The organism is Streptomyces venezuelae (assembly GCF_008642375.1).
Taxonomy (GTDB): Bacteria; Actinomycetota; Actinomycetes; order Streptomycetales; family Streptomycetaceae; genus Streptomyces; species Streptomyces venezuelae_G.
Genome location: NZ_CP029194.1, coordinates 2806442 through 2823204, shown reverse-complemented (window position 1 = coordinate 2823204; position 16763 = coordinate 2806442). Strand labels below are relative to the sequence as shown.

General features: G+C 70.9%; 13 protein-coding genes and 1 tRNA gene. 11 read left to right on the top strand and 3 right to left on the bottom strand.

Annotated features, from left to right (window positions below; genetic code table 11):
• Positions 1–74: 74 nt before the first annotated feature.
• Both DEJ46_RS12435 and ligD read right to left on the bottom strand, forming a co-directional pair.
• Positions 75–983 carry a DNA ligase gene (locus DEJ46_RS12435; protein ID WP_223834600.1) on the bottom strand — a complete coding sequence of 303 codons (909 nt, stop codon included), beginning with the start codon at positions 981–983 and terminating at the stop codon, positions 75–77.
• Entirely contained in the window at positions 980–1876 is an 897-nt protein-coding gene (ligD, locus tag DEJ46_RS12430; RefSeq protein ID WP_150266068.1) for a non-homologous end-joining DNA ligase, read from the bottom strand. Before ligD ends, DEJ46_RS12435 begins: the two co-directional genes overlap by 4 nt.
• Positions 1877–1927: 51 nt before the next feature.
• Between ligD and DEJ46_RS12425 the strand changes: the two genes are divergently transcribed.
• From DEJ46_RS12425 to DEJ46_RS40755, 3 genes are all read left to right on the top strand, one after another.
• Positions 1928–2860, top strand: coding sequence for a Ku protein (locus DEJ46_RS12425; RefSeq protein WP_150266066.1), 933 nt, complete (start codon positions 1928–1930; stop codon positions 2858–2860).
• 348 nt (positions 2861–3208) lie between these two features.
• Positions 3209–4708: a M4 family metallopeptidase gene (locus DEJ46_RS12420; RefSeq protein ID WP_150274353.1), complete on the top strand. Its 1500-nt coding sequence runs from the start codon at positions 3209–3211 to the stop codon at positions 4706–4708.
• Between the two features lie 399 nt (positions 4709–5107).
• Entirely contained in the window at positions 5108–5476 is a 369-nt protein-coding gene (locus tag DEJ46_RS40755; RefSeq protein ID WP_317852176.1) for a hypothetical protein, read from the top strand.
• 167 nt (positions 5477–5643) lie between these two features.
• Here the strand turns inward: DEJ46_RS40755 and DEJ46_RS12410 are convergent.
• Positions 5644–5715: transfer RNA gene (locus DEJ46_RS12410), tRNA-Arg, on the bottom strand.
• Positions 5716–5884: 169 nt separating this feature from the next.
• Here DEJ46_RS12410 and DEJ46_RS40890 point away from each other — a divergent pair.
• The 8 genes from DEJ46_RS40890 (at position 5885) to DEJ46_RS12370 (ending at position 16640) form a co-directional block, all read left to right on the top strand.
• Complete coding sequence (locus DEJ46_RS40890; protein ID WP_411757817.1) at positions 5885–6532, top strand: response regulator; 648 nt, start codon at positions 5885–5887, stop codon at positions 6530–6532.
• Between the two features lie 81 nt (positions 6533–6613).
• A complete protein-coding gene (nrtL, locus tag DEJ46_RS12400) occupies positions 6614–7585 on the top strand; it encodes an ArgS-related anticodon-binding protein NrtL (protein WP_150266060.1) in 972 nt (323 codons plus the stop codon).
• Between the two features lie 18 nt (positions 7586–7603).
• Positions 7604–8995: a diaminopimelate decarboxylase gene (lysA, locus tag DEJ46_RS12395; protein ID WP_150266058.1), complete on the top strand. Its 1392-nt coding sequence runs from the start codon at positions 7604–7606 to the stop codon at positions 8993–8995.
• Between the two features lie 148 nt (positions 8996–9143).
• Positions 9144–10436 carry a homoserine dehydrogenase gene (locus DEJ46_RS12390; RefSeq protein ID WP_190622598.1) on the top strand — a complete coding sequence of 431 codons (1293 nt, stop codon included), beginning with the start codon at positions 9144–9146 and terminating at the stop codon, positions 10434–10436.
• Between the two features lie 7 nt (positions 10437–10443).
• Entirely contained in the window at positions 10444–11514 is a 1071-nt protein-coding gene (gene thrC, locus DEJ46_RS12385; RefSeq protein WP_150266056.1) for a threonine synthase, read from the top strand.
• Positions 11515–11883: 369 nt separating this feature from the next.
• Entirely contained in the window at positions 11884–12801 is a 918-nt protein-coding gene (gene thrB, locus DEJ46_RS12380) for a homoserine kinase (RefSeq protein WP_150266054.1), read from the top strand.
• 466 nt (positions 12802–13267) lie between these two features.
• Positions 13268–15340 carry a transcription termination factor Rho gene (gene rho, locus DEJ46_RS12375; RefSeq protein ID WP_411757746.1) on the top strand — a complete coding sequence of 691 codons (2073 nt, stop codon included), beginning with the start codon at positions 13268–13270 and terminating at the stop codon, positions 15338–15340.
• Between the two features lie 205 nt (positions 15341–15545).
• Positions 15546–16640, top strand: a complete 1095-nt coding sequence (locus DEJ46_RS12370; protein ID WP_150266050.1) for an LCP family protein — start codon at positions 15546–15548, stop codon at positions 16638–16640.
• The last annotated feature ends 123 nt before the right edge of the window (positions 16641–16763 follow it).

Below are 16763 nucleotides of genomic sequence, written 5' to 3'. Positions count from 1 at the left end.
CTTTCCGCCATGTACGGGGCGGAGCAGGGTGGTTGCTCTCGGTGGCGACCCGGATGCCCCTCGCTTCCCACCCGTCACCCCTCCGACCGGACGCGGACGAAGGCCACGTTCTCGTGCCGTCCCGCGAGCCGGCGGAGCTCGACGGGAAGGGGCGGGTCCACCCACCGCACCGGCCCGTGCTCCGGGTCCTCGGCGAGGGCGCCGGCGCGGTCGGCGACCAGCGCGCCGACCTGTCGGGACTGGGCGGGGGTCAGCCGGGGCGAGGTCGTCACGGTACGGCCGTCGGGGAGCCGTACGAGCAGGTCACGGGGCCGCTCGGGCGGGCCGGTCACACCGAGGAGCACACCGTCGCTCGTGTCGGCGTGCCGGATCTTGCGCCAGGCCCAGGTGCCGCCGGCCCGGTAGGCCGAGCCGAGCGACTTCGCCACGATGCCCTCGACGCCGGCGGCCCGCAGGTCGCGGAACCAGCCCCGGGCGGTCTCCTCGTCCAGGGTGGCGAGGACGCGCTGAAGTGGAGGTTCCGCCTCCTGCAGGGCTGCTCCGAGCAGCTCCCACCGGTCGCGGAGGGGCAGCGCGCGCACGTCCCGCCCCGGCACGGCGAGGAGGTCGAAGGCGATGTACGAGACGGGCACCCCGGCCCGTACCCGGTCGCCGTGCGAGCGGAGCAGGTCGGTGAAGCTGAGCCGCCCGTCCCGGTAGGCGCACAGCTCGCCGTCGAGCACGATCCCGGGCGGCAGCTGATCGCGCAGGTGAGCGGCGATCTCGGGGAACTCGGGAGCGAGGTCGCGGCGCGAGCGGGACTGGAGGACGACCTTCCCTTCGGCGAGGACGAAGGCGAGGGCGCGGAAGCCGTCCAGCTTGAGGGAGTACTGGAGCTCCCGCGGCGGCTCCGCCTGCCCGGGGATCTCGTCGGCGGCCCGGGGGCGCATGACGTCGACGGGCGGCAGCAGCACCACCTCCGTCGCCCCCGCACCCCCGTTCACGGCAGGCCTCCGGCGCGCTCGGGCGCGAAAAGAGGCGCGAGGAGCTCTCCGTACCGCTCCAGACGTGGCGTGATGTCGTCCATGAGGAAGACGAGCTTCTCCGGGTCGGACGCGGGGGCGGCGCAGTCCGCGACCTCCTCCCAGGTGACGGGCGCCGAGACGGCGGGCAGGGCCCGGGCCCGCAGGGTGTAGGGGGTGGCGGTGGTCTTGGCGGCGGCGTTCTGGCTGTGGTCGACGAAGACCTTGCCGGGGCGCAGGGCGCGGGCCATCCGGTGCACGACGAGCCGGGGCAGCTCCGCCTCGGCCTCGACGGCGAGCTGTCTCGCGTACGCGGAGACCTGCCCGGAGGGTGTCGGGACGACCGGGACCAGCAGGTGGAGCCCCTTGGAGCCGGAGGTCTTGGCGAAGGCCTCCAGACCGTCGGCGGCGAGCCGCTCGCGCAGGTGCAGGGCGACCCGGCAGCAGTCGACGACCGTGGCGGGCGGCCCGGGGTCGAGGTCGAACACGAGCCGGTCGGCGACGGCGGGGGAGGAGGTCCGCCACTGGGGAGTGTGGAACTCGACCACGAGGTTCGCGGCCCACATCAGGGAGGCCAGGTCCTGGACCACGACCTGCCGCGCCCGCGGGTCCTCGGAGCGGGGGACGGGGGCGGTGCTCACCCAGGAGGGTGTGCCGGGCGGGGGATTCTTGGTGAAGAAGAGCTGCCCGTCCGGCCCGTCGGGATAGCGCAGAAAAGACACGGGCCGATCGCGCAGATGCGGCAGGATCGCGGCCCCGACGGTGGCGTAGTAGTGCAGCACCTCGCCCTTGGTCGTCCCGGTGAGCGGGTGGAGCACCTTGTCCAGGTTGCTGAGCGCCAGGCGCCGCCCCTCCACCTCTGTGATGGGCGTCATACGATGAGAATCCCACGTTTCCCTGACATTCCTCCGCGAAAGAGGAGAACCGTGCGATCCATCTGGAACGGCGCCATTTCCTTCGGGCTGGTCAGCATCCCGATCAAGCTGGTGAACGCCACCGAGAGCCGGTCCGTCTCGTTCCGGCAGATCCACACCGAGGACGGCGGCCGGGTCCGCTACAAGAAGGTGTGCGAGCTCGACGGCGAGGAGGTCGCCGCGGCGGACATCGGCAAGGCGTACGAGGAGGCCGACGGGACCATGATCCCGATCACCGACGAGGACCTGGCCGCGCTGCCGCTCCCGACGGCGAAGACGATCGAGATCGTGGCCTTCGTGCCGGCGGGGGAGATCGACCCGCTCCAGATGGAGGCGGCGTACTACCTCTCGGCGAACGGCGTAGCCGCCGCGAAGCCCTACACCCTGCTCCGTGAAGCCCTCAAGCGCAGCGACAAGGTGGCGGTGGCGAAGTTCGCGCTGCGGGGCCGGGAGCGGCTCGGGATGCTCCGGGTCGTGGACGAGGTGATCGCGATGCACGGCCTGCTCTGGCCGGACGAGATCAGGGCACCGGAGGGTGTGGCCCCGGAGACGCCGGTGACGGTACGGGAGGCGGAACTGGACCTGGCGGACGCCCTGATGGCAACCCTCGGCGAGGTCGACCTGAGCACCCTCCACGACGACTACCGCACGGCGGTGGAGGAGATGATCGCGGCCAAGGCCGAGGGCGGCGAGGCGGTGGCACCCCCGGCCCCGGGCGAGGAGGGCGGAGGCGGCCAGGTCATCGACCTGATGGCGGCCCTGGAGAACAGCGTGCGGGCGGCGAGGGAGGCGCGGGGGGAGGACGCGGAGGTGACGGAGCTGAAGCCGAGGGCGAAGAAGGCGACGGCGAAGAAGGCAACGGCGAAGAAGGCGGCCGCGAAAAAGACGACGGCGACAAAGAAGACGACACAGGCCAAGAAGACGACACGCAAACGCCCGGCCTGAATAGCCACCCCACTCCCAGCCCACACCACCCCACCCCACCCCCCACCACCCCCACCCTCCACGCCAAGAAGCCCCCGGACGACAAACCGGGGGCTTCTTGGCGTGCGAAGCACCGATACGCCCTGCGGACCAACTCCCCGCACACCGGACAGGAGTGACCGACCTTCGGACAACAAATGGTCAAATCCTTGTCGTAGACCTGCCAAAGATCCTTCTTCGCTGGCACGCTCACAGCCGCGCCACCCCCCCACGACCCCCACGTGCTTCAGCGAAGGAGCCCGCGTGACCCGCCAGCAGTCCTCGCACCGCCGCACAGCCCTTTCGACCGCCCTCATCGCCTCGGCGGCCATGATCGCCGTCGGAGTCCAGACCGGATCCGCCAACGCGGACGCCCAGCGGGAGGCGGGCGCCACCGCGCTCGTCCTCACCGGCCCGCAGCGCGCGGCTGCCGTCCAGGAGGCGCAGGCGGGAGCCGCCGCGACCGCCAAGGCGATCGGCCTCTCCGGCCAGGAGAAGCTGCTCGTCAGGGACGTCGTCAAGGACGCCGACGGCACCGTGCACACGCGCTACGAGCGCACCTACGAAGGCCTGCCGGTCCTCGGCGGCGACCTGGTCGTGCACCAGAAGAAGAACGGCACCCGCGCGACGACGAAGGCGACCGGCGCCCGGATATCGGTCCCGACGACGGAGGCCGAGGCCCCGGCGGCGAAGGCGAGGAGCACGGCCCGCAAGGTGATCTGGGCGGCGACGGGCAAGCCGACGCTGGCCTGGGAGACGGTGGTGACCGGCGTGCAGAGCGACGGCACGCCGAGCGAGCGCCACGTGATCACCGACGCGAGCACGGGCAAGGAGCTCTACGCGTACGAGGCGATCGAGACCGGCACGGGCAACACCCAGTACAGCGGTCAGGTCACGCTCGGCACGGCGCCCTCGTACACGCTCACGGACGCGGCGCGGGGCGGCCACAAGACGTACGACCTGAACGGCGGCACGAACGGCACCGGCTCGCTCTTCACCAACAGCACGGACACCTGGGGCAACGGCCTGGCGACGAACCGCGAGACCGCCGCCGCGGACGCCCACTACGGCGCCGCCGTCACCTGGGACTTCTACAAGAACGAACTCGGCCGCAACGGCATCCGCGGCGACGGCGTCGCGGCCTACTCGCGCGTCCACTACGGCAACGCGTACGTCAACGCCTTCTGGTCGGACTCCTGCTTCTGCATGACGTACGGCGACGGCGCGGGCAACGCGAAGCCGCTCACGTCCCTCGACGTCGCGGGCCACGAGATGACCCACGGCCTGACGGCCGCGACCGCGGGCCTGCGCTACAGCAAGGAGTCGGGCGGCCTCAACGAAGCCACCTCGGACATCCTGGGCACGTCGGTCGAGTTCCACGCGGCGAACGCCGCCGACGCGGGCGACTACCTCATCGGCGAGAAGATCGACATCCGCGGCAACGGCACCCCGCTCCGCTACATGGACACGCCCAGCAAGGACGGCAACTCCGCCGACTACTGGTCCACCAGGGTCGCCCGCCTCGACGTCCACTACTCCTCGGGCCCGGCGAACCACTTCTTCTACCTCCTCGCCGAAGGCAGCGGCACGAAGACGATCAACGGCGTGGTCCACTCCTCCGCGACCTACGACGGCTCCACCCTCACCGGCATCGGCCGCCAGAAGGCCTACAAGATCTGGTACAAGGCCCTCTCCACCTACATGACCTCCTCCACGAACTACGCCGGCGCCCGCACGGCCACCCTCTCCGCGGCCACCGACCTCTACGGCGCGAACAGCCCGGAGTACACGGCGGTGGCCAACGCCTGGACGGCGATCAACGTGAAGTAACCCCGCACGCCCACCAGCAGAAGACCCCGCCCCGGGCCACCACCACGGGCGGGGTCTTCCGCTGCGTCCATGCCCTCTTGCATGCCTCACCCCGCACCCGCACCGTGGTGGGGTGCAGCTCGGCGTTCCGGCAGCGCAGGGGGAGGGCAACGCATGGTGACTTCCGTGACGTCTTGGGCCAGGGAAACGTTCGGACCCGTCGCGGGCCGACTGGCCGAGACGATCCCGGCTTGCCTCGTGGAAGCGCACTCAAGGGCGCGTCAGGCCCATGAACAGGTGGGTACGCAAACGAGGGAGGCTTACGGCCACGGGCTCCACGCGGCACAGTACGAGACCCTCGCCGCCGGACTGGCACCGCTTCCCGGGGCAACACCTCGACGGCTGCAGGGCCGGACGGTGATGGTCGTCGGCAGACACGTCGTCTTCCCGCTCCTCTACGCGAAGAGGGATGTTCCCGTCACTGCCGCGCGACTGCGCACCGCCTATGGCCTCCGGGCCGACCTGATCCGCCGTCACGGCCCGGAACCGATGCAACTGGAACTCGACCTGGACCTCGACCTGCACGAAGCCGACCAGCCGGACCCGCATCCGGACGTGGCCCTCCTCCCACCGGAACTCCGCCTCGTCATCGTGGCCTACGCCTGCTCGATGGAGCAGGGAGTGATACGGGTCGAGTGGGGCTCGGCGGAGTTGCACCCCGAAGACCGCTCCCTGCTCTGGCACCACCACGAGCCCCTCCTCCCACAGGCCGCCCCTCGCACGACCTGACCGGCTTGCCGAGCCGAGCCGAGCCAAGCGAAGCTGCGTCACAGCCCGGCCGGCACGGAGCTTGCGGTAAGCGGCTGTTCACCCCACAGACACTGCCGACAGACGCAAGAAGACCCCGTCCTCAGCGTTTCCACTGTGAACGGGGTCTTCGGGCACTTCCTGCGAAGTGCCCCCGGCAGGATTCGAACCTGCGCACACGGCTCCGGAGGCCGTTGCTCTATCCCCTGAGCTACGGGGGCGTCCGCCGCGTTCGGCGGCGACGGGTAGAACCCTACCAGCTCGTGGGGCGTGCCTGTGAACAGGTATTTCCGTGGTGTCACCAGGGGCTGGTTCCCCCGCACGGGTCGGAAGTGGGCAAAACCCGGACGCAGCTCAACGGGGCGTCCTACTCTCATTCGTGTGTCAGGCATGTCCGGTCGGGTGCTCGTTGTCGACGACAACAAGGTGATCCGGCAGTTGATCAGGGTCAATCTCGAACTCGAGGGGTTCGAGGTCGTGACCGCGGCCGATGGTGCCGAGTGTCTGGATGTCGTTCATCAGGTCTGTCCTGATGTCGTCACCCTCGACGTCGTCATGCCCCGCTTGGACGGGATCAAGACGGCCGAGCGGCTGCGGGCCGACCCGCGGACCAGACATCTGCCGGTGGCGATCATCAGTGCCTGCGGTGAGCACGAGGCGGCCGGCGGGGTCGGTTCCGGTGTCGACGCGTTTCTCGCCAAGCCCTTCGAGCCCTCCGAGCTCGTCCGTGTCGTGCGTCAGTTGATGCACCACGAGCGCCGTGCGCGTCGGAAGGCCGCCGGGCAGGAGGGGGGAGAGGAGCCGCCCGCAGCCGACGGGCGGCAGGACAGTCGGCAGGACAGTCGGGAAGAAGCCCGGCGGGACGACCGAGATCGGGACCGGGATCGGGACCGGGATCGGGACCGGGATCGGGATGTCGCTCGGGAGGAGTTCCGACAGGACACCCCGAAGGACACCTCGCAGGACACGCCCCGCGACGCCTCGCGGGAGATCCGGGACCAGTCCCGGCGTGCCGGGAGTGCGCCCGGCGCTCATTGAGGGCCTCGCGGATCGGGGCCGGGTGCCCGCATGGCGAAACCGGTTCGCGTTCTGACCCCCCTCCTCCCCTAGGCTTGTCCCGTGACCCCCGCGGACCTCTCCCTCACCGTGCTGCACGCCGTGCGCCGTGCGGTCGACGACGGTGCGCTGCGGGTCGAGGTGCCCCCGCGGATCAAGGTCGAGCGGGCCCGGCCCGGCGGTTCCGGGGAGTACGCCAGTAACGTCGCCCTCACCCTCGCCAGGTCCGCCGGCCGCAGCGCCCGCGAGGTCGCCGGGATCATCGAGGAGCGGCTCCGCGACGCACCCGGGCTCCGCGGTGTCGAGATCACCGGACCCGGGTTCCTGAACTTCACCCTTCGCGGCGACGCGGGGAGCGAGGTCGTGCGTGCGATCCGCGCCGCAGGGTCGTCGTACGGGCACGGCACCGCACTCGCCGGCACCACCGTCCGCTTCGCCGAGGTGACAGAGTCGCGGGCCGCGCTCGTGACCGAGGTCGTCGAGCGGCTGCTCCGTTCGCAGGGCGCCGACGTCAGTACACGCGCAGCCGGTGGCGGTGAGCGGGTGTACGTGCATCCTGGCGCTTACGAGGCCGAGAGGTTCGGGAGCGACGCCGCCCGGTGGGCCCTCCTGCGTGCCGCGCCGCACGACCGGCCCCTCGACGGCGGGCCCCTCCTCGCCCAGCACGAGCGCAACTCCCTCTTCCGGGTGCGGTACGCGTACTCCCGGGTCCGGCGGCTGCTCGTCAACGGTGACCAGCTCGGCACGGCCCCCGCGTACGAGACATCCGTCCACGCACCCGCACTCCTCGGCGCCCTCGGCGACCACCCCGCCGTCCTCCTCGCCGCCGCCCGCCACCGCGCCCCCGACCGGCTCGCCCGGCACCTGGAGGCCCTCGCCGACGCGCTGCTCGCGTTCCAGCACACCGTCCTTCCGCTCGGCGACGAGAAACCCTCGGCCGCCCATCGCTCCCGGCTGGCGCTCGCCGAAGCCGCCGGGACGGTGCTCGCCGGTGGCCTCTCCGTGCTCGGCATCAGCGCACCCGACCGGATCTGAAAGAGCAGAAGACCAGACATGAGCCGTTCCGCCCACCCCGCAGGCCCCCGCCACGCAGACGTCCTCACCGAGGGCCACTACACCGCGCCGCCCGCCGACCTCAACGTCCTCGACCCCAAGGTGTGGGCCCGGACCGTCACGAGGGACGAGCGGGGGGTCGTCACCGTCGGGGGGCTGGGCGTCGACGCGCTCGCCGAGGAGTTCGGCACCCCCGCCTACTTCCTCGACGAGACCGACTTCCGCGCCCGCTGCCGCGCCTGGGCCGAGGCCTTCGGCAAGGACGCCGACGTCTTCTACGCCGGCAAGGCCTTCCTCTCCCGGGCCATCGTGCGGTGGCTCAAGGAGGAGGGGCTGAACCTGGACGTGTGTTCCGGGGGAGAGCTCACCACCGCGCTGTCGGCCGGGATGCCCGCCGAGCGGATCGCCTTCCACGGGAACAACAAGAGCGAGGAGGAGATCCGGACGGCCGTCGAGGCCGGTGTCGGGCGCATCGTGCTCGACTCCTTCCAGGAGATCGTCCGCGTCGCCCACATCGCCCAGTCGCTCGGGAAGCGCCAGCGCGTGCAGATCCGGGTGACCGTCGGCGTCGAGGCCCACACGCACGAGTTCATCGCCACCGCGCACGAGGACCAGAAGTTCGGCATCGCGCTCGCCGGCGGGCAGGCCGCCGAGGCCGTGCGCAGGGCGCTGAAGCTGGACGGCCTCGAGCTCATCGGCATCCACTCGCACATCGGCTCGCAGATCTTCGACATGGCCGGCTTCGAGGTCTCCGCCCGCCGCGTCGTGCAGCTGCTCGCCGAGGTGCGGGACGAGCACGGCGTCGAGCTGCCCGAGATCGACCTCGGCGGCGGCCTCGGCATCGCGTACACCTCCGAGGACGACCCGCGCGAGCCGCACGAGATCGCCAAGGCGCTCAGCGAGATCGTCACGCGGGAGTGCGAGTCCGCGGGGCTGCGGACGCCGCGGATCTCCGTCGAGCCGGGGCGGGCCATCGTGGGCCCCACCGCCTTCACGCTCTACCGGGTCGGCACCGTCAAGCCCCTCGAAGGGCTGCGCACGTACGTGAGCGTCGACGGCGGCATGTCGGACAACATCCGCACCGCCCTGTACGACGCCGAGTACAGCGTCAGCCTCGTCTCGCGGACCAGCGAGGCCGAGCCGATGCTCTCCCGGGTCGTCGGCAAGCACTGCGAGAGCGGTGACATCGTCGTACGGGACGCCTTCCTCCCCGCCGACCTGGCCCCCGGCGACCTCATCGCGGTGCCCGCGACCGGCGCGTACTGCCGCTCGATGGCCAGCAACTACAACCACGCACTCCGGCCGCCCGTCGTCGCCGTCCGCGACGGCGAGGCCCGGGTGATCGTCCGGCGCGAGACGGAGGAAGATCTTCTGCGCCTCGACGTCGGCTGATGAAATAGTTCGAGTAATTGCCGAGTGATGAAATAGATGTCTCAGGATCCGGACAGGGGCCGGAAACCCCCGTCCGGTGAGTGAGACTGGTTCCACCGTAGAAAACCGTAGAGATACGACGACGAAGTAGTACGAGAAACGAGGTCGGATGATGCGTACGCGTCCGCTGAAGGTGGCGCTGCTGGGCTGTGGAGTGGTCGGCTCAGAGGTGGCGCGCATCATGACGACGCACGCCGACGACCTCGCCGCGCGCATCGGCGCCCCGGTCGAGCTCGCCGGCGTGGCCGTCCGCCGCCCGGACAAGGTCCGCGGGGGCATCCCGGCCGAGCTCATCACCACCGACGCGACCGCCCTCGTCAAACGGGGCGACATCGACGTCGTCGTCGAGGTCATCGGCGGGATCGAGCCGGCCCGCTCCCTCATCACCACCGCCTTCGAGCACGGGGCGTCCGTGGTCTCCGCGAACAAGGCGCTCCTCGCCCAGGACGGCGCGACGCTCTACGCCGCCGCCGAGCATCACGGCCAGGACCTGTACTACGAAGCCGCCGTCGCGGGGGCCATCCCCCTCATCCGGCCGCTGCGCGAGTCGCTCGCCGGCGACAAGATCAACCGCGTGATGGGCATCGTCAACGGCACGACGAACTTCATCCTGGACAAGATGGACAATTCCGGCGCCGGATACTCGGAGGCGCTGGACGAGGCCACCGCCCTCGGTTACGCCGAGGCCGACCCGACCGCCGACGTCGAGGGCTTCGACGCCGCCGCCAAGGCCGCCATCCTCGCCGGGATCGCCTTCCACACCCGCGTGCGTCTCGACGACGTCTACCGCGAGGGCATGACCGAGGTCACCGCCGCCGACTTCGCCTCGGCGAAGCAGATGGGCTGCACCATCAAGCTGCTCGCGATCTGCGAGCGGGCCGCCGACGGCGAGTCCGTCACCGCGCGCGTGCACCCGGCGATGATCCCGCTGAGCCACCCGCTGGCCTCCGTCCGCGAGGCGTACAACGCCGTCTTCGTCGAGGCCGACGCCGCCGGGCAGCTCATGTTCTACGGCCCCGGCGCCGGCGGCGCCCCGACCGCCTCGGCCGTGCTCGGCGACCTCGTCGCCGTGTGCCGCAACAAGCTCAACGAGGCCACCGGCCCCGGCGAGTCCGCGTACACCCAGCTGCCCGTGAGCCCCATGGGCGACGTGGTGACGCGGTACCACATCAGCCTCGACGTGGCCGACAAGCCGGGCGTCCTCGCCCAGGTCGCGACGGTCTTCGCCGAGCACGGCGTATCCATCGATACGGTGCGCCAGCAGGGCAAGGACGGCGAGGCCTCTCTCGTCGTCGTCACCCACCGCGCGCCCGACGCCGCCCTCTCCGGGACCGTCGAGGCGCTGCGCAAGCTCGACACCGTGCGCGGTGTCGCCAGCATCATGCGTGTTGAAGGGGAGTAAAGGACCCATGACCAGCAAGGGCACCCATCAGTGGCGCGGCATCATCGAGGAGTACCGGGACCGCCTTCCGGTCACGGACACGACGCCGGTCGTCACGCTCCGTGAGGGCGGCACGCCGCTCGTCCCCGCTCAGGTCCTGTCCGAGCGCACGGGCTGCGAGGTGCACCTCAAGGTCGAGGGCGCCAACCCCACCGGCTCCTTCAAGGACCGGGGCATGACCATGGCCATCTCCAAGGCCAAGGAGGAGGGTGCGAAGGCCGTCATCTGCGCGTCCACCGGCAACACCTCGGCGTCCGCCGCGGCCTACGCGGTGCGCGCCGGGATGGTCTCCGCCGTCCTCGTGCCCCAGGGCAAGATCGCGCTCGGCAAGATGGGCCAGGCCCTCGTGCACGGCGCGAAGATCCTCCAGGTCGACGGCAACTTCGACGACTGCCTGACCCTGGCCCGCAGCCTCTCCGAGAACTACCCGGTGGCGCTGGTCAATTCGGTCAATCCGGTCCGTATCGAGGGCCAGAAGACCGCCGCGTTCGAGATCGTGGACATGCTGGGCGACGCCCCCGACATCCACGTCCTGCCCGTGGGCAACGCCGGCAACATCACGGCGTACTGGAAGGGGTACACCGAGTACGCCGCCGACGCCATGTCCACGCACCGGCCGCGCATGTGGGGCTTCCAGGCCTCCGGTTCCGCGCCGCTCGTGCGCGGTGAGGTCGTCAAGGACCCGTCGACGATCGCCACCGCGATCCGCATCGGCAACCCGGCCTCGTGGGACTACGCGATCGCCGCGCGCGACGAGTCGGGCGGCTTCATCGACGAGGTGACGGACCGTGAGATCCTGCGCGCCTACCGTCTGTTGGCCGCGCAGGAGGGCGTCTTCGTCGAGCCCGCCTCGGCCGCCTCGGTCGCCGGTCTGCTGAAGGCCGCCGAGCAGGGCAAGGTCGACCCGGGGCAGCGGATCGTCTGCACGGTCACGGGCAACGGCCTGAAGGACCCCGACTGGGCCGTGGCCGGCGCGCCGCAGCCGGTGACCGTTCCGGTCGACGCCGCAGCCGCCGCCGAGCGTCTCGGTCTGGCCTGATCCCACCGCTTCACCCCGCCCTCGCGCGGGGTGAAGCACTGATCGAAACCCGATCAGGAACGTACATAGGCGCACAGGTTGGCTCGCGACACGCATCGTGCGCCTCCTGTGCGCCCTATGTCGCCACAGAACCTTCCTTCGATAGGCTGTATCGAACCCGCCCCGACGCATATGCGCGGTGTTGTTGCCGTTGTCGCCTCCAAGGCCGAAACGGACCCCGGGTCCCCGAGCACCTGTCGTGAGCATCCGCTGTCCGAAACACCTGCAGTAACCCCAGCAGTCCGCAACACCCGCTGTCCGAAACACCTGCAGTCCGCAACACCCGCTGTCTGAAACACCGTTGTCGCAATCAAGGAGAGTCATCGAGCGATGGCCGGTCCAGCGTTCCGCGCCGCCGCCGTACGGGTGCGCGTCCCCGCCACCAGCGCCAATCTCGGCCCGGGCTTCGATGCCTTCGGCCTGTCGCTGGGCCTCTACGACGACGTCGTCGTCCGTGTCGCCGACGCCGGGCTGCACGTCGACATCGCCGGAGAAGGCGCGGAGACCCTCCCGCGCGACGAGAGCCACCTGCTCGTACGTTCCCTGCGTACGGCCTTCGACCTGCTCGGCGGGCAGCCGCGCGGCCTCGAGGTCGTCTGCGCCAACCGCATCCCGCACGGCCGCGGCCTCGGCTCCTCCTCCGCCGCCATCTGCGCCGGCATCGTCGCCGCCCGCGCCGTCACCATAGGGGGGGACGCCAAGCTCGACGAGGCGGCCCTGCTCGAACTGGCCACCGAGATCGAGGGCCACCCCGACAACGTCGCCGCCTGTCTGCTCGGCGGCTTCACGCTCGCCTGGACCGAGGCCGGCGCCGCGCGGGCGATCAGGATGGATCCCTCGGATTCCATCGTTCCGGTGGTTTTCGTTCCCGGAAAGCCCGTACTGACCGAGACCGCCCGCGGACTTCTGCCGCGCACCGTCCCGCATGTGGACGCCGCGGCCAACGCCGGGCGCGCGGCTCTCCTCGTCGAGGCCCTGACCCGTCGCCCCGAGCTGCTGCTCGCGGCCACCGAGGACCGGCTGCACCAGGAGTACCGGGCCCCCGCGATGCCGGAGAGCATCGCCCTTGTGAACCGACTGCGCGCGGACGGCGTCCCCGCGGTCATCTCCGGTGCGGGCCCCACGGTGCTCGCGCTGGCCGAACACGGGACGGCCGACAAGGTCGCCCTGCTGGCGGGCGAGGGCTGGGCCGCGAACCGGCTCGACCTCGACGCGTCCGGAGCGAGCGTGCTGCCGCTGGCGCCCTAGGCGCCGCGGCGGGGGCGCCGGGCAGCGTCCCCCGCGATGCTCCGGGCAACGCAGTGCTCCGGTGACGCGGTGCTGCGGATGACAGCCGGACAAGAGATTGCCGGTGAGGGAGAGGGGGAATGTTTGTTGGAGCCGGTAGTGTTAACCTCAAGTCTGCACCCGACCTCTTTGTGGAGCGGTGCGGAGTGTCCCCATCAGGGACCACCATTCTTCCGGGAGCCTCCTCAACTGCCTGAGCAGCCTGCCTGAGCAGTTTTGAGCACGCTCCGGAACCGGCGCGACACCCCTCGCTTTTTCCGGTGAGGGCCGAGCAGGGGGCCTCGGGCCGGACCCACAGCACGTTTCTCTCCGCCGTACCCGGCGGGACCACCGCCCCGGACACGGTCCACAAGCCAGGACCCTGTCCGGACAGCACAACCGGTCGCCGAGCCAGATGGCCGACGTCCGCTCCAGGGAAGGACCCTTCGTGAGCGACACCACCGATCTGATGGGCGTGACTGCCGACAGCAGTGTCGACGCCGCCGCGCCCGCCGCAGGTGCTGCCACCGGCGGCACCGCACGGCGCCGCCGCTCCGGCACCGGCCTCGAGGGCATGGTCCTGGCCGAGCTGCAGCAGGTCGCGTCCGGCCTCGGCATCAGGGGCACCGCGCGCATGCGCAAGAGCCAGCTGATCGAGGTCATCAAGGAGGCGCAGGCCGGCGGGGGATCCGCCGCGCCCGCCAAGGCCGCGAAGCCCGCGGCCGGCACAGAGGCCGTCGAGACCAAGCCGAAGCGCCGCGCCACCTCCAAGACCCGTACGGGCGAGACCGCGGCCGAGGCCGCCGCGCCCCAGGCGGAGAAGGCCGAGAAGGCCGTCGCCCAGCAGCAGATCGACATCCCGGGCCAGCCGGCCTCCGAGGACCAGCCGGCCGGTGAGCGCCGTCGTCGTCGGGCCACCGCCCCCGCCGGTTCGCCGGAGGGCGAGGCCAAGGCCGAGGCCACCCAGGTCGTCAAGGCCGAGGCGCGCACCGAGGCCCGCACCGACGTCAAGGCCGACACGCAGGCCGAGGCCGCAGTCGACGGCGCCGAGGGCCGTGGCCGCCGTGACCGCGGCGAGCGCGGGGAGCGCGGCGAACGCCGTGACCGCCGTGACCGTCAGCGCGAGCGCGGCAAGGGTGACGAGCAGCAGGGCGGTGGCCAGGGCGGCCAGCGCCAGCGTCAGGGCGGCCAGGGCCAGGGCCAGCAGGGCCAGGGCCAGGGCCAGAGCCAGGGTCAGCAGGGTGGCCAGCAGGCCGGCCCGCAGGACGACTACGACGACGAGGCGGGCGGCCGTCGCGGCCGTCGCGGTCGCTACCGCGACCGTCGTGGCCGTCGTGGCCGTGACGACTTCCAGGCCGGCGAGCCGCAGGTCTCCGACGACGACGTCCTGATCCCCGTCGCGGGCATCCTCGACATCCTCGACAACTACGCGTTCATCCGGACCTCCGGCTACCTGCCCGGCCCGAACGACGTGTACGTCTCCCTCGCCCAGGTCCGCAAGAACGGCCTGCGCAAGGGTGACCACGTCACCGGTGCCGTGCGTCAGCCGAAGGACGGCGAGCGCCGCGAGAAGTTCAACGCGCTGGTCCGCCTGGACTCCGCGAACGGCATGGCGGCCGACTCCGGCCGCGGCCGCCCGGAGTTCAACAAGCTGACCCCGCTCTACCCGCAGGACCGGCTCCGCCTGGAGACCGACCCGGGCGTGCTGACCACGCGGATCATCGACCTCGTGTCGCCGATCGGCAAGGGCCAGCGCGGTCTGATCGTGGCCCCGCCGAAGACCGGCAAGACCATGATCATGCAGGCCATCGCCAACGCGATCACGCACAACAACCCCGAGTGCCACCTGATGGTCGTCCTGGTCGACGAGCGTCCGGAAGAGGTCACCGACATGCAGCGGTCGGTCAAGGGCGAGGTCATCTCCTCGACCTTCGACCGTCCGGCCGAGGACCACACCACGGTCGCCGAGCTGGCCATCGAGCGCGCCAAGCGCCTCGTGGAGCTGGGTCACGACGTGGTCGTCCTGCTCGACTCGATCACCCGCCTGGGCCGCGCGTACAACCTCGCGGCGCCGGCCTCCGGCCGCATCCTTTCCGGTGGTGTCGACTCGACCGCGCTCTACCCGCCGAAGCGCTTCTTCGGTGCGGCCCGGAACATCGAGGACGGCGGCTCGCTGACCATCCTCGCCACCGCCCTGGTGGACACCGGTTCGCGCATGGACGAGGTGATCTTCGAGGAGTTCAAGGGCACCGGCAACATGGAGCTCAAGCTCGACCGGAAGCTCGCCGACAAGCGCATCTTCCCGGCCGTCGACGTCGATGCCTCGGGTACGCGCAAGGAAGAGATCCTGCTCGGCGCCGACGAGCTCGCCGTCACCTGGAAGCTGCGCCGTGTGCTGCACGCGCTCGACCAGCAGCAGGCGATCGAGCTGCTTCTCGACAAGATGAAGCAGACGAAGTCGAACGGCGAGTTCCTGCTCCAGATCCAGAAGACGACGCCTGGCGGCAAGAACGACGACTGACGCGTGACCTGCATCACGTGACGGTCACGCGACCGGAACGAGGCCTCGGTCTCGTAACCCTGTCGTGACCTGCTTGAACACCGCGCCCACCGTGCCCCGCACGGTGGGCGCGGTGCGTTGCTCATCGAAACCTCACAGGTCCGTATGCAACCCTTTTGGGTGCTTCGCCGTCACACATGGTGAACCGAGGGCCCGAGGGGAGACGATGACCGAGAAGAACAGCGGCCGAATAGGCGGCGCGGGCAGCGGCCGCCGCCGCAAGCCGCCCGCCAAGAGCCGGCGCCGCCTGACGATCCTCCTGTCGGGGGCCGCCGCGGTCCTCGTCCTGGGCGGGGCCGGTCTGGGGTACGTGTACGTCAAGCTCGACGGCAACATCAAGGGCGTCGACATCAACGCCCAGCTCGGCACCGAGCGCCCCGACGACATCGACAACGGCTCCATGGACATCCTCGTCCTCGGCTCCGACTCCCGCGCCGGCGACAACGCCGCCTACGGCGAGGACGAGGGCGGCGCCCGCTCCGACACCGCGATGGTCGTCCACGTCTACGAGGGCCACAAGAAGGCCAGCGTCGTCTCCATCCCCCGCGACACCCTCGTCGACCGGCCGCGGTGCGCCGACGGCAAGGGCACGCCCGTCCCCGGCGAGCAGCGCGCGATGTTCAACACCGCGTACGAGGTCGGCGGCCCGGCCTGCGCCGTCAAGACCGTCGAGGCGATGTCCGGCATCCGCATGGACCACTACATCGAGGTCGACTTCACGGGCTTCAAGAAGCTCATCGACGAACTCGGCGGCGTGGAGATCACCACCACCCAGCCGATCAAGGACTCCAAGAGCCACCTCGACCTCGGCCCGGGCACCCACACTCTCGACGGCGAGCAGTCCCTCGGCCTCGTCCGCACCCGCAAGAGCGTCGGCGACGGCAGCGACCTCGGCCGCATCCAGCTCCAGCAGGCCTTCATGAAGGCCTTCATCGACCAGGTCAAGGACGTCGGCGTCTTCACCAGCCCGGCCAAGCTCCTCGACCTCGCCGACGCAGCGACCAAGGCCATCACCCCGGACTCCGAGCTCGACTCGGTCCAGGAGTTGATGGGCTTCGCCAAGGGCCTCTCCGGCATCGGCCCCGAGAACGTCCACATGATCACGCTGCCGGTCGAGTACGACCCCGTCGACCCCAACCGCGTCATCCCGCTGGAGGCCCAGTCCCGGCAGGTCTGGACGGCCCTGAAGACCGACCGGCCGATCCCCGCGTCGGCGACGAAGGACGCCGCCACGGGCAAGGCCGACGGCGTCGTGAAGTAACCCCCCGGACAGCCGAGGAATACTTTCGGCCGGACCCCGGTTTGGGGAGATGCGGCCGGTCCTGGCAGACTGGTACGTCGGCCCCGGTTCACGCTGTCCGCAACACCGCGGCGGCGACCCGGA